Genomic DNA, 12,601 nt, shown 5'->3' on the forward strand with positions numbered 1-12,601 from the left:
ATGACCATTGTCGTTACCGGTGCCGCGGGCTTCGTCGGCGCCAATATTGTCAAGGCGTTGAACGAGCGCGGTGAGACGGACATCGTGGCGGTCGACAATCTTACTCGCGCGGATAAGTTTAGAAATCTGGTGGATTGCGAGATCAGTGATTATCTCGATAAGACTGATTTCGTCGCGCGTCTGCAGCGCCGTGAATTTGGCCGCGTGCGGGCGATTTTTCACGAGGGGGCCTGTTCTGACACGATGGAGACGGATGGCCGCTACATGATGGAGAACAACTTTCGCTACACGCGGGCGTTGTTCGAGGCTTGTCTGGCGCAGGCAGTGCCATTTCTGTACGCTTCTTCGGCCGCAACATATGGTGCTTCGGAAGCGTTTGTTGAGGTGCGTGAGCATGAGCGGCCGCTCAACGTGTACGGCTACTCGAAACTGTTGTTCGATCAGATCGTGCGTCGCGCCATGCGTGATGCTGGCGGCAAACTACCGAGTCAGGTGGCGGGTTTTCGCTACTTCAACGTGTATGGACCGCGTGAGGCGCACAAGGGGCGAATGGCGTCGGTGGCATTCCACAATTTCAACGAGTTTCGCGCCCATGGCCGCGTCAAGCTATTTGGCGAGTACAACGGATACGCAGCAGGCACGCAGAGTCGAGACTTTGTATCGGTTGAGGATGTGGTGAGGGTCAACCTACATTTCTTTGATCACCCCGAGCGCAGCGGGATATTCAACCTGGGCACTGGGCATGCACAGCCGTTCAATGACATCGCCGTTGCTGTGATTAATACACTGCGTGAAGAGATCGGTGAGGCACCGCTGCCGCTTGAAGCATTGGTGAGCGAGGGGTTGATCGAATACATTCCGTTCCCTGACGCGCTGCGTGGCAAATATCAATGCTTCACGCAGGCGAACATCGACCGTTTGCGCCAAGACGGAGGCTACTCAGCACCGTTCTACACGGTAGGCGAGGGAGTTTCGCGCTACGTGCGCTGGCTGCGCACCCAGGGTTGATCACTGGTTGTGGGTGGTGCCAGCGGTGGCGTTTGAAAGCCGTTTGGTCGTGCTTATTCGGCTGCACCCCCAAACTCTGCGTTGGGGGCGATCTGCAGGCTAGCCGTTACTTCATGGCGGCGCACGCACGTTCATCCACAGTCGGATGTCGTGTCAATTGTTGCCGGTGCTAAGCCGTTGCAGTGACTTTGCGAAGCACCAAGCCAGCACCTACCAGCAGGCCTAGCAGCGCACCGGCCGCGCCAAGGATCGGTGCACCGGGCGTGCTTGGTGATTCCGGAACATACGCCGGCCCCATCGCTTCAGTCGGGTAGCTGCGCATGGGGCTGAGCGCATCCTGATAAACGGCGACCTGTTGCTGCAAATCCAGAATCTGACCGTTGAGCATTGTTGCTGTATTGGACACCAGGAGGTCTCGGGCGCTGTTGCCTATGGTGCTTGCTTGTGCGGTGGTTAGCGATTTCAGGATCCCTTTGGTTTGGGTGTGATCCTGCTGCGCCTCTGCAAGATTGCTTTGTGCGGTCGACAGACTGTTCTTTAGATTGTCGGTTGCCTGATCGAAGAGCTTGCGGTGTTTGCTCGAGAACGTCTTAAGGGCGGCATCCAAGGCCGCGCCGGCGGATTCACGTGAATAGGCTGAGACCTGCACGTTAATCACATTGGGTGCGCGTCCTGCCATCGCCTTTAGCGAGTCAAAGATCAGCTGGGCATCTCGATTTCCTGAGTTCGGGCTGGGAAGCCCCAGCGTGTTCAGTACCTCAACGCGAAAGCTCGGTTGGTTGTAACGCTCCGCGGCGGTCAGTTGGTTCTCGAGCAGTTGCGGAACGAGCACGCCTTTTGCGTCCGGCGCGGAAAGCTGCCCAAGCACAACGGTCATCTTGCCTGTCCAGCGTGGATGAACAACTTGAGAGGCTCCCAGCCCTACAAGGGTTCCGACGATACCGGCCAGCAGAAGAGTTTTGGATGATTTCACCAGAAGGCGTGCAGGGGTCGGGATGGAGGGGGGTGTATCGGAGTCGAGGATCGGCATAAGCAATCTTCTAATAACTTGGGTGCAATTGTAGCGTGCCTTTTGTCGGGCCCCGCTTTGCGCTCTTGTGTCGGCAGTCGCGGTGGAGCCGCCGCCGCTACTTCCTGATGACAAATTACGAGGCGTAGTGCAGCAAATCACTGAAGGGTGCGTACTTCATTTGCTTCGCAGCAAACCCTTGATCAGGCTCAGCCCAGCAGCCACCCACAGCTTCAGCGAGCGTTGGATCAAGGCCTCTTTCAGCAGGATTCCACTCGCGCCGTAATAGCCTTCACGGTGGCCCTTGGATTGCCCGGGATGAACGCGATACCGTAGGAGCGACTCAGGCAAGTTGGCAAACTTGATCGTACGGTCGCGCATCAGCCTGAGCCAGAGATCAAGGTCTTCGCAGTGCCGAATGCCCTCGTAACCGCGTGCACTAAGCAACACATCCCGGCGCATCATGATGCTGGGATGGCACAGCGCAAGGCGAAACGGCAGGGAGCGACGGATCGAGGCGTCGTCAATGGGCAACGAACACATCCCAGGGTTCTCTCCAAAACGCTCGAACCAGCTGCCTACTACACCAATGTCGGGATTGGCGACCAAGAAATTCACCTGCTTTCTCAGACGTTCTGGGTGTGCCACGTCGTCAGCGTCCATGCGCGCGATGTATTCGCCACGCGCGTGCATCAGGGCGTAGTTGAGGTTGAACGGCAACTGCGCGATGTTGGTTTGAAAGGCACGTAGTCGTGAGTCCGCGTAGCCTTGGATGATTTCCCAGGTGCGATCGGTGGAGCCGTTCTCGATGATGATGCATTCCAACTGCACGTGCGATTGCGACAGAATGCTCTCGATCGCCTCGCTGATATGCGCCTCGGCATTGTGTGCGCAGAGTAGGACGGAGACCAGCGGAGGGGTGTCGGTTTGTGCGAATGACATGGCTATCGATGGGTCGCTTGGTCCAGGGTCGAGGGGCTCCTTAGCGCGCACCGAACCCCGTTAGGATCGTGTGGATCGTCTTTGCGCCGATGAGCAGGTCAAGCGCGAGTGAGCAGTGTTTGACGTAGTACAGGTCATAGCTGAGCTTCGTAACGGTTCCCTCTTCATTGCTGACATAGCCTTGCTGCACCTGCGCCCACCCGGACAGGCCTGGACGGACTAAGTGCCGATAGGGGTAGAAGGGGATGGTGTCCGAGAATTGCTTGACCATCGGCACCTGTTCTGGGCGAGGTCCGATCATGCTCATATCGCCTTTTAGCACGTTCCAGAGCTGCGGGAGCTCATCCAGGCGACATCTGCGGATCAGGCGACCGACCGCTGTGACGCGCGGATCCGCATGCGCGGCAAATTGAGGTGTTGCTTCCCCGGTTGCGGTCATACTGCGGAACTTGTAGATCGTGAAGGGCATGCCATTCAAGCCCGAACGAACCTGCTTGAAGATTGCGGCCCCGGGCGATTCCAGCCGGATCGCCAAGGCGACCAGCAACGAAAGGGGAAGGGCAACTGGGGTTAGCACCAGAACGGACACGATGTCGGCCGCACGCTTGATCAGATTGTAGAAATAGTGATCGGCGTAATCATCGAGGAAATTGTCATCGATATGGGACAGTCCCACGCGGCCTGTCAGCAGCTCGGACAGCTTTTCGATGGAGTAGATGCGGACGTGGCTGAGTTTGAGGTGTGCGAGCGTGCGGGTGCGCTCCGGGTCGGATGCGGAGAATCGATCGACCAGCAGGCCGTCGCAGCCGACTGCGCCGTCGAGTGATTCAAGCTTGCGAAACGTACACGCTGACGGCTTGCCGCGTGGGCCAGTAGCATGGAGCAGGCGTTTCAGCTGAGCCAGATCGGCGTCGTTGCTGTAGCCATAGACTGGCACGTAGTCCTTGACAAAGCGGCGATACCCTTTGAGTACCCATAACAAGGTTGTCAGGTATCCAAGCACGACGGCGCCGCGCGAGTACTCCAGGTGGAACATCGCAAAGAGCACTAGGAGAAAGATGAACGGAACCAGCGTGACTGTCACGACGATGCTGTTCCCCTCGATCGATGGAATATGCAGCGTGTTGTCCAATAGCATGAATGACAGCCAATAGGGGAGGACCGACCACAGTACGGTTTGTGCAAACACAGGTGTCACCCACCCCAGGCTGTGGGCGAGTGCCGAGACGGCTAGGTTGGCAGCGATGACGAAGTGGCCGGCGAGTGCCCAACCAAACATCCTACTCCGTCGCCTAGCAGTCTCGGATCCGGAAGCATGGAACATGCGTGAGAGATGGTTCATTGCGTAAAACAAAACGCCTATTGTGAACTTTGTGGTCGCAAGGATGGGAGGCGGACCACCTGCTGATAGACCGAGTAGGTCTGCTCCACCATTGCCGACACGTCGAACAGCATTTCGTATCGTTGCCGTGCATTGCTGCCGAGGGCTTTCCGACATTCCGCGTCGTTACTCAACATCTGCAGCGCTGCGCGGACTGCAGCCTTGTCGTGATGATCCACCAGCCAACCCGATTCACCATGGACAACTTGCTCGCGAATCCCTGGCAGGTTGCTGGCGAGGATCGGCAAGCCTGAGCGCATGGCCTCTAAGATGGAGATTGGCAGCCCCTCGTGATCTGAGAACAGCACAAATAGTTGGGCCGAAGCGAGTACACCAGGTACGTCGTCGACGTTGCCCATGAACTGCACGGGTGAGCCCTTCGTGAGCGCCTGGTGTTCGAGTGCGTCGCGCTGTGGCCCATCTCCGACCAGAGCTACATGCGCACCTGCGGGGAGTGCCCCATCCACGGCGGCATCAATGAGTACGTCGGGACGTTTAGGGCTGGCGAGCCGTGCTGTCATGACGACTTTGGTTACGACAGACGACGGTTGGCTGCGTTGTCCGATGTCGGCGACGCCATTAAGGATGACATGGATGCGCGAGCGTTTGATCGGTAGCGCAAAGGCCATACGTGCCTCCGCACTAGAAACGCAGATCATTTGTGCGGTCCAGGGCGCCAGCGCGAACTCTGCCAATCTGGACGCCCAGCGTCGACGCCACGGTGCTGCGGCTTTGAAGCCAAAACCGTGCACGGTATAGACGACCGGTATCCCCAGGCGCGCGCCTGCGATACGCGCGACGGCGCCGCCTTTGGCGCTGTGTGCATGGATGAGGTCAGGTGGGGCCGCGCGTAGTGCATCAATGACGCGCTGGATAGTATGGAAAAGATGGATCGGGGAGAGCGAGTTGTCCAGGGCATCGACGTGAATGATGTGCGCGCCGAGCTGTGACATCTCCGATAGCAAGGGCCCATTGCCTCCGGCGATCAGTGTGCCATCGATACGATCGCGCAGGCCGCGGTAGAGGTCGCGTACATGTGTCTGGGCTCCCCCGATCTCGCTCTCGGTGATGACGTAGGCTACGCGCAGGCGTCCGGTATCAGGGCTGGTCATGAGCGCAGCTTCTGCACGGGCGCTAGGAGGGCGCCTTTCAACCATGCGCGCAGCTTGTATTGCCAAGGGATCCAGCTGCCATTGAAGTGATGCATGCTGTAAGACCCAGGCCGATAGTTGCAGAAGATGTGGCTTGGATAGATGTGCAGGTCATCGCCGACCACTTGCAGGGTGTCGTCGATGCGCACGCCGTAGTGATCGACCAGATTGGTGCTGATTCGGCGTGTGTTTGTATAGAGTGAGGCCGCGTTGTTCTCAGTCGATAGAAAGGCCGCCTGATCGTAGTCACCAAGCAGTTCGCGAATCCACGTGTGATGTGGTTTCGCACCCATGACCGCCGTGATCGGTGACAGTGTTCCCTTGTAGTTCTCGAACCCGGTAAAGGCACCGTGCCCGAGAAACCGGTCCAGGGACCGAAATATCTCGACATCCGTATCCAGGTAAATGCCGCCATGCTCGGCGATGGCATGCAGTCGCACATAGTCTGAGACAAAAGCCCACTTGCGTGCTGCGTACGCTTGCTTGACATAGAGATTCGAGTTCACGTCAAAGCGATGTTCGTTCCATTCCACGAACTCATAGTCAGGAAGATGGGCGTGCCATGAGGCCATGCATTGCTTGATCAGCGCACTCTTGGGCGCGCCACCAAACCAGCAGTAGTGGGCGATCTTGGGAATCATGCTATAGAGCGCTGGGCTAGCTTACGGGTAACCAAAGTAAGCGCTGCAAAGTGAACGACATAGGCGGCAAGGCAGCACGCCAGCATGCCGTAGGCGCCATGGAATCTGCCGGCAAGAGCGGCTAGGCCAACATAGGCCAATGTCCACGTTGTGCTACATGCCACGGCTGCTCGCATGGCGCTGAGTGTCGTAATGAGGTTACCCAGCAAACCGTTGATCGAAAAGAAGAACCCAATCAGCGCAGCAATGCGAAACAGGTTTGCTGCGTTTTCGAACTTAGGGCCATACAGCAGGGCAATCCAGGGCGCGGCCAACGCAAACGCTGCACACAGTGTTGTGACAACAGCCAGTACTGGGAGGGCCCCCCTGCGCGCCCAGGCGATCATGGCCGGGCCGCCATCGCGTCGCATCAGTTCGGTTAGCATGGGGAGGAGCGTGCCGGCCAATGCCGTTGGAACGAAGGCGATTAGTTGAGTCCACAGCAAGCCGGTCTGGAACCAACTGACCTGTATCGGATCGCGACCAACCGAGTTCAGCAGCATCAGTGCGGCCGTATGCGCGGGAAACACGACGAGCGTGACCGCCGACGCTGGCAAGAAGAAACTTGCGATGCTGCGCAGTGCTCGCCAAGCGCCAGTCAGGTGCAGAGATATGCCGCGCGCGTTCAACAAACGCGAAAGCGTAACCTGGTTGGCAATCGCGACCAGCATGCTGCCCAACAGCCAAGCAACAAGGAATATCGAGAACGTGCTCGCGCGCGCGGCCAGCAGTTGGATGCCAAGGCTGACCGCACCAGTTCCTGTTTGAACTAACGCGAAGGTTTTGAATGCCTGCAGCCCCGCAAGCATGCCAGCTTGTACGCTGACCAGGACCGTGACGATCAGGAGCCCGCTGAGCAACAGGATCTGCCCGTACTTCGCGTTGTCCTTGAGCAGCATATCGGCAATGCGGGCGCTGAATATGCAGAGCATCAGGGCAAGGATTGCACTGAAGGCGACACTGCCCAGCAGAATGCCGGAGAGCACCTCGCCGCAACGAGCTCTGTTGGATTCGGCGAGTTCCGCGGTATAACGGGTAGCAGCGAGACCCAGCCCCATGGAGGCAATGGTGAACAGCGTGGTCAACGCATTCTGTAGCGTGTTGAAGTCCGCAAACTGCGCGCTAGTCAGCGTGTGGGCAAGATAGACCGAAAGTGTCAGTGCAACCCCCCGGTACACCACATTTGCCCAGAGATTCCAGAGCGTGCCGGCAACCAATCTGGCAACCAGCGGGCGAGAAAGTATGCGCAGCGTAGGCATGGGCTCAGTGCAGTTTCTGGATCAGCACATTGGCAATGCGTTGCCCGGCAAGCCCATCACCATAGGGATTGTTGGCTGCAGTCATTGACGAATACGCGACTGTGTCTTCGTATAGCCGGCTGACTTCCGCGTACAGGTTTGAATGGTCGGTGCCGACCAGCCGCGCCACGCCGGTGGCGAGCGCCTCCGGGCGTTCGGTGGTGTCACGCATCACCAACACGGGTTTCCTGAGAGCGGGGGCTTCTTCTTGGATGCCGCCGCTATCGGTCAGCACCACGTGGGCGCGGTTGAGCAGGTAGACGAACTCCATGTATCCGACTGGTTCGATTAAGTGAACGCGCGGACGGCCCGCCAGCAGCGACTCCACGGGTTTGCGAATGTTCGGGTTCAGGTGGACCGGGTAGACAATCTCGATGTCGTCACGCGTGGACAGTTCTTGTAGCGCCAGGCAGATACTGCGGATGCCGTCGCCGAAATTTTCCCGGCGATGCCCTGTCACCAGCAGCAAGCGGCGGTCGGGGTTGAGAAACTGGAAGCGTGTTTCCATTTGCTGGCGCAACGCCTTGTCTGTCTTCAGTCTGTCGCTTACCTGGAGGAGCGCATCAATGACAGTGTTGCCAGTCACCCAGATATCGTGGGTGGAAATGCCTTCCTTGAGCAGGTTGTCCCGGCTTTGACTGGTCGGGGCGAAGTGCCAGGTGGCGAGTGTTCCAGTGATGTGGCGATTTTTCTCTTCTGGCCAGGGAGAGTAGCGATGGTGGGTGCGCAACCCTGCTTCGACGTGTGCGACTGTGACGCGTTCATAGAACGCGGCCAGCGAGGCGGCCATCGAGGTCGTCGTGTCGCCATGTACCAACACAGCATGTGGGCGATGGTCGGCAAGAACAGGCCGCAGTCCTTGCAGCACATTGCAGGTCAGGTCCGTCAGGCTTTGATTGGGCTGCATCAGATCCAGATCGTATTCCGGCGAGATTCCGAAAACGCCCAGCACTTGATCGAGCATATGGCGATGCTGTGCTGTTACGCAGACGCGCACGTCAAACTGCGACGCGGCACGCAATGCTTGATAGACCGGCGCCATCTTGATGGCTTCCGGCCGTGTTCCGAACACAAGGAGAATTCTTTTCATCGGGCCGGGATGGTTTAGTGGCGACGGATCTGTGATGGCCGATTGTTGCTTGCGGCCAGCCTTTAATTATATCGTCGACGGGCGTCGAGATGAGGCGCTCAGGACGCTTCTGAGGTGATCGGCCGAGTTGATCCAGCACAGCGTTTACAATCGACAACGTTGAATATTCTTTTAGACACTCCCATGCGCAGCATCAACCCCACCATCTTCAAAGCCTACGACATCCGCGGCATCGTCGGAAAAACCGTTGATGCCGAAACCGCACGCCTGATCGGCCAAGCCTTCGGTTCTGCAGCACGCGCCAAGGGTGAATCCGCCGTGGTGATCGGCCGCGATGGCCGCCTGTCGGGCCCAGAATTGCTGGCAGCGCTGGCAGACGGCCTGCGCGCAAGCGGCGTCGATGTGATCGACCTGGGCCTGGTTGCCACGCCGATGGTCTACTTCGGCACCAACATTGAACTGGCGGGTCGTCGTGCCACCTCAGGCGTGATGGTCACCGGTAGCCACAATCCGCCCGACTACAACGGTTTCAAGATGGTGCTGGCGGGCCAGGCCATCTACGGTGAACAGATTCAAGCGCTGCGCACGTGCATCGAGCAGGGTGACTTCACTGAAGGTGCGGGCAGCTACGTTCAGGTGGGTATCCGCCAACAGTACATCGACCGTATCGTGTCGGACGTCAAGCTGAGCCGCCCGATGAAGATTGCCGTGGACTGCGGCAACGGCGTGGCGGGCGCCTTTGCGCCGGAGCTTTTCCGCGCGATGGGCTGTGACGTGACGGAGCTGTTCTGCGAGGTGGACGGCCACTTCCCGAACCACCATCCGGACCCGGCGCATGTCGAGAACCTGCAGGACCTTGTGCGCACGCTGCAGACCACCGATTGCGAGCTCGGCCTCGCCTTTGATGGCGATGGCGACCGCCTGGGCGTGGTCACCAAAGATGGCCAGGTGATCTTCCCCGATCGTCAACTGATGCTGTTTGCGCAGGAAGTGCTGTCGCGCAATCCGGGCGGCGAGATCATCTTCGATGTGAAGTGCACGGGCAAGCTGGCGCCCTTCATTCGCGAACACGGTGGCAAGGCAACGATGTGGAAGACTGGCCATTCGTTGGTCAAGGCCAAGCTGAAGGAAACCGGCGCGCCGCTGGCCGGTGAGATGAGCGGCCACATCTTCTTCAAGGACCGCTGGTACGGCTTTGATGACGGCCTTTACACGGGCGCGCGTCTGCTGGAGATCGTCTCGCGCCTCGCAGACCCGAGCGCCGCGCTCAACGCGTTGCCCAACTCCAATTGCACGCCGGAGCTGCAACTGAAATGCGCCGAGGGTGAAGCCTTCACGCTGCTCGACAAGATCAAGGCCAATGCCACGTTTGCGGGCGCGAAGGAAGTCAACCGCATCGACGGTGTGCGCGTGGAATATGAAGACGGCTTTGGCCTGGCGCGCCCCTCCAACACCACACCGGTGGTGGTGATGCGTTTCGAGGCCGACAACGATGTCGCCATGGCACGCATCCAGAGCGAATTCCGCCGCGTGATCCTGGCTGAGAAGCCGGACGCGCAACTGCCGTTCTGATCGCACGGTCCGTACTCATGAAGTTGGGGGAAAGGGTGACGGCATGCGTGTGCTGATCGTCAAGGTGTCGTCGCTTGGCGATGTGGTGCATTGCACGCCGGTCGTGGCCGATATTCTGCGCGCGCATCCGGATGCCGAGATCGACTGGGTGGTCGAAGAGGGTTTTGCCGGCATCGTGCGTATCGTGCGTGGCGTGCAGGGCGTGATTCCGTTTGCGCTGCGCCGCTGGCGCAAGTCGCTGGGCTCCGGAAAGACGTGGAGCGAGATGGCGGCCTTCCGCCGTGCGTTGCGCGCCAAGTCGTACGACGTGGTGCTCGATGCGCAAGGTCTCATCAAGACTGCGCTGGTTGCGGCCCAGGCCAAGCTGACACCGAGCGGCTTCGTTGCGGGTTTCGGTAACCGCACCGATGGCGCCGGCTACGAGCCGCTCGCCAAGCTGTTCTACCAGCGCAAGATCGAGATGGAGTCGCGCGTACACGTGGTCGAGCGCTCGCGCCGCATGGTGGCCGAGGCGCTCGGTTACACGTTGCCCGAGTCAATTGATTTTGGTCTGCAGCCGTCGACGGAATTGCCGTTTGCGATGCCGCGTCCATACGTTGCCTTGGTGCATGCGACCTCGCGTGCGGACAAGGGCTGGCCGCAGGCCGCTTGGGTCGACGTTGCACGCGAGCTGCTAGCGCGCGACTACGCCATCGCGCTGCCGTGGGGCAGCGAGACCGAGCGCCGCACCAGCGAGGCCATCCGCGAAGCCATCATTGCAGCCGTGCCGGGCACGGTGGGGCGCGTCGTGATTCCGCCGCGCATGTCGCTGCCGGATGTGACGGCGTTCCTCAATCAGGCGACGGCTGTGGTGGGCGTGGACACGGGGCTCGTGCATATTGCCGCCGCGCTGTGCAAGCCGACGGTGGCGCTCTACAACTTCACGACCTCGTGGCGCACGGGCGGCTACTGGACGCCCAATGTGCATGACCTCGGCAGCGCCGAGGCCCATCCCACCAGCGCCCAAGCGCTCGATGCGCTGCGCGCGCTGGGTGTGCTCTGATGCTGCGCTTCCTGTATCGCCTGCTGTGGCGCATTGCGCTGCCTCTCGCACTGCTGCGCCTGTGGTGGCGTGGCCGCAAGGAGCCCGGCTATCGCCAGCATGTTGGCGAGCGGCTTGGTTTGTATCCCTCGCGCGCGAATCCCGATCGCCCATTGTTGTGGGTGCATGCCGTGTCCGTGGGCGAGACGCGCGCCGCACAGCCGCTCATCGATGCGTTGCTCGCGCGCTTTCCGCACCATGCCGTGCTGCTCACACACATGACGCCGACTGGCCGCCGCACGGGTGCCGAGTTCGCGGCGCAGCGCAATGGCCGCGTCATTCAGGCATATCTGCCGTATGACCTGACCGGCGCTGTCGACCGTTTCCTGCGCCACTTCCAGCCGCGTCTCGGCTTGTTGATGGAGACCGAGATCTGGCCCGTGCTGATCGAGCGTGCATACGCTGCCGGCGTACCGATGGTGCTCGTCAACGGGCGCCTGTCGGCACGCAGCCATCGCCGTACCGCACGTCTGGGCGAGGCCGCACGGCAGACGTACGCGCAACTGGCCGCTGTGCTGGCGCAGACACCGGACGATGCCGACCGCTACCGCTCGCTCGGCGTGCCGCGTGTGCGTGTGACGGGCAACCTGAAGTTCGACATCACGCCGCACGTCGACCAGATCATGGCGGGCCGCGTGTTGCGTGAAGCCCTGCACGGGCCTAATGGACGTGTGGCCTGGGTGGCCGCCAGCACGCGCGAAGGCGAAGAGGTGCTGCTGCTGGAAGCATGGCAGGCGCATCGCGCACAGCACGTTGGGCGTCGGCACCCGCTGTTGATTCTCGTACCGCGCCATCCACAGCGCTTTGATGAAGTGGCGCAGCTTGCAGAACGCACAGGCTTGCGTGTTGCGCGTCGCAGCGCAATGACGGTGTCGGCTGCAGGTATGGTGAACGACGCCGGTTTAGCCGAAGCGGATGTTCTGCTCGGTGATTCGATGGGCGAGATGGCGCTGTACTACGCCGCCGCAGAAGCCGCATTCATTGGCGGTAGCCTGTTGCCGTTGGGTGGGCAGAACCTGATCGAGGCATGCGCTGTCGGGACCCCGGTGGTCATCGGCCCGCACACGTTCAACTTTGCGCAGGCCACCCGCGATGCCGTGGCCGCAGGTGCCTGTGTGCAGGTGGACGATGCGGCAGCGGTGATGCGCGTGATCGATACGTGGCTGTCTGACGCCGATGCGCGCGAGGCCGCATCACGCGCCGCGTTGGCCTTTGCCGCCACGCACGGTGGGGCGACAGCGCGCACGGTAGAGGCTGTGGCGTCGCTCGTATTGCCGACGCTGTAACGCGCAAGCCATGTTCGGCACGAAAACTGCGAACTCAATCCGCGCAGCGCAGACTAACGGCTCTTTGCGCAGTTTGCTGTAGTTTGCATTCGTCACCGTTCAC

General features: G+C 60.2%; 11 protein-coding genes. 4 read left to right on the forward strand and 7 right to left on the reverse strand.

The features are described 5' to 3' along the window. Positions 1-1,008 carry an ADP-glyceromanno-heptose 6-epimerase gene (rfaD, locus tag PI87_RS10260; protein ID WP_039597615.1) on the forward strand — a complete coding sequence of 336 codons (1,008 nt, stop codon included), beginning with the start codon at positions 1-3 and terminating at the stop codon, positions 1,006-1,008. A 169-nt stretch (positions 1,009-1,177) separates the two neighbouring features. Here rfaD and PI87_RS10265 read toward each other — a convergent pair whose 3' ends face one another. The 7 genes from PI87_RS10265 to wecB all read right to left on the reverse strand — a co-directional run bounded on the left by PI87_RS10265 (position 1,178) and on the right by wecB (position 8,559). Further along, positions 1,178-2,038, reverse strand: coding sequence for a hypothetical protein (locus PI87_RS10265; RefSeq protein ID WP_157003108.1), 861 nt, complete (start codon positions 2,036-2,038; stop codon positions 1,178-1,180). 156 nt (positions 2,039-2,194) lie between these two features. Then, positions 2,195-2,959, reverse strand: a complete 765-nt coding sequence (locus tag PI87_RS10270; RefSeq protein ID WP_052321475.1) for a glycosyltransferase family 2 protein — start codon at positions 2,957-2,959, stop codon at positions 2,195-2,197. Positions 2,960-2,999: 40 nt separating this feature from the next. Further along, the gene (locus PI87_RS10275) at positions 3,000-4,238 is read right to left on the reverse strand and encodes an exopolysaccharide biosynthesis polyprenyl glycosylphosphotransferase (protein WP_084209926.1); all 1,239 of its coding nucleotides are present in this window, start codon (positions 4,236-4,238) and stop codon (positions 3,000-3,002) included. An 80-nt stretch (positions 4,239-4,318) separates the two neighbouring features. Next, the gene (locus tag PI87_RS10280) at positions 4,319-5,452 is read right to left on the reverse strand and encodes a glycosyltransferase family 4 protein (RefSeq protein ID WP_039597618.1); all 1,134 of its coding nucleotides are present in this window, start codon (positions 5,450-5,452) and stop codon (positions 4,319-4,321) included. After that, entirely contained in the window at positions 5,449-6,132 is a 684-nt protein-coding gene (locus PI87_RS10285) for a glycosyltransferase family 32 protein (protein ID WP_039597619.1), read from the reverse strand. Before PI87_RS10285 ends, PI87_RS10280 begins: the two co-directional genes overlap by 4 nt. Further along, positions 6,129-7,430 carry an oligosaccharide flippase family protein gene (locus PI87_RS10290; protein ID WP_039597620.1) on the reverse strand — a complete coding sequence of 434 codons (1,302 nt, stop codon included), beginning with the start codon at positions 7,428-7,430 and terminating at the stop codon, positions 6,129-6,131. The genes PI87_RS10285 and PI87_RS10290 overlap by 4 nt, the downstream gene beginning before the upstream one ends. A gap of 4 nt (positions 7,431-7,434) precedes the next feature. Beyond that, positions 7,435-8,559, reverse strand: a complete 1,125-nt coding sequence (wecB, locus tag PI87_RS10295) for a non-hydrolyzing UDP-N-acetylglucosamine 2-epimerase (RefSeq protein ID WP_039597621.1) — start codon at positions 8,557-8,559, stop codon at positions 7,435-7,437. A 183-nt stretch (positions 8,560-8,742) separates the two neighbouring features. On the opposite strand from wecB, the gene PI87_RS10300 reads away from it, so the two are divergent. The 3 genes from PI87_RS10300 to waaA are packed head-to-tail and all read left to right on the forward strand — an operon-like array spanning position 8,743 to position 12,498. After that, the gene (locus PI87_RS10300) at positions 8,743-10,131 is read left to right on the forward strand and encodes a phosphomannomutase/phosphoglucomutase (RefSeq protein ID WP_039597622.1); all 1,389 of its coding nucleotides are present in this window, start codon (positions 8,743-8,745) and stop codon (positions 10,129-10,131) included. A 43-nt stretch (positions 10,132-10,174) separates the two neighbouring features. Then, the gene (waaC, locus tag PI87_RS10305) at positions 10,175-11,173 is read left to right on the forward strand and encodes a lipopolysaccharide heptosyltransferase I (protein ID WP_039597623.1); all 999 of its coding nucleotides are present in this window, start codon (positions 10,175-10,177) and stop codon (positions 11,171-11,173) included. Continuing rightward, entirely contained in the window at positions 11,173-12,498 is a 1,326-nt protein-coding gene (gene waaA / locus PI87_RS10310) for a lipid IV(A) 3-deoxy-D-manno-octulosonic acid transferase (protein WP_039597624.1), read from the forward strand. Before waaC ends, waaA begins: the two co-directional genes overlap by 1 nt. Positions 12,499-12,601: the final 103 nt, after the last annotated feature.

The sequence above is a fragment of the Ralstonia sp. A12 genome, from assembly GCF_000801955.1.
Classification (GTDB): Bacteria; Pseudomonadota; Gammaproteobacteria; order Burkholderiales; family Burkholderiaceae; genus Ralstonia.

What these genes read in the sequence shown, in the direction of transcription:
- rfaD (WP_039597615.1), top strand. Translation starts at nt 1, where the DNA reads ATGACCATTGTCGTTACCGGTGCCGCGGGCTTCGTCGGCGCCAATATT.
- PI87_RS10265 (WP_157003108.1), bottom strand. Translation starts at nt 2,038, where the DNA reads ATGCCGATCCTCGACTCCGATACACCCCCCTCCATCCCGACCCCTGCA.
- PI87_RS10270 (WP_052321475.1), bottom strand. Translation starts at nt 2,959, where the DNA reads ATGTCATTCGCACAAACCGACACCCCTCCGCTGGTCTCCGTCCTACTC.
- PI87_RS10275 (WP_084209926.1), bottom strand. Translation starts at nt 4,238, where the DNA reads ATGTTTGGTTGGGCACTCGCCGGCCACTTCGTCATCGCTGCCAACCTA.
- PI87_RS10280 (WP_039597618.1), bottom strand. Translation starts at nt 5,452, where the DNA reads ATGACCAGCCCTGATACCGGACGCCTGCGCGTAGCCTACGTCATCACC.
- PI87_RS10285 (WP_039597619.1), bottom strand. Translation starts at nt 6,132, where the DNA reads ATGATTCCCAAGATCGCCCACTACTGCTGGTTTGGTGGCGCGCCCAAG.
- PI87_RS10290 (WP_039597620.1), bottom strand. Translation starts at nt 7,430, where the DNA reads ATGCCTACGCTGCGCATACTTTCTCGCCCGCTGGTTGCCAGATTGGTT.
- wecB (WP_039597621.1), bottom strand. Translation starts at nt 8,559, where the DNA reads ATGAAAAGAATTCTCCTTGTGTTCGGAACACGGCCGGAAGCCATCAAG.
- PI87_RS10300 (WP_039597622.1), top strand. Translation starts at nt 8,743, where the DNA reads ATGCGCAGCATCAACCCCACCATCTTCAAAGCCTACGACATCCGCGGC.
- waaC (WP_039597623.1), top strand. Translation starts at nt 10,175, where the DNA reads ATGCGTGTGCTGATCGTCAAGGTGTCGTCGCTTGGCGATGTGGTGCAT.
- waaA (WP_039597624.1), top strand. Translation starts at nt 11,173, where the DNA reads ATGCTGCGCTTCCTGTATCGCCTGCTGTGGCGCATTGCGCTGCCTCTC.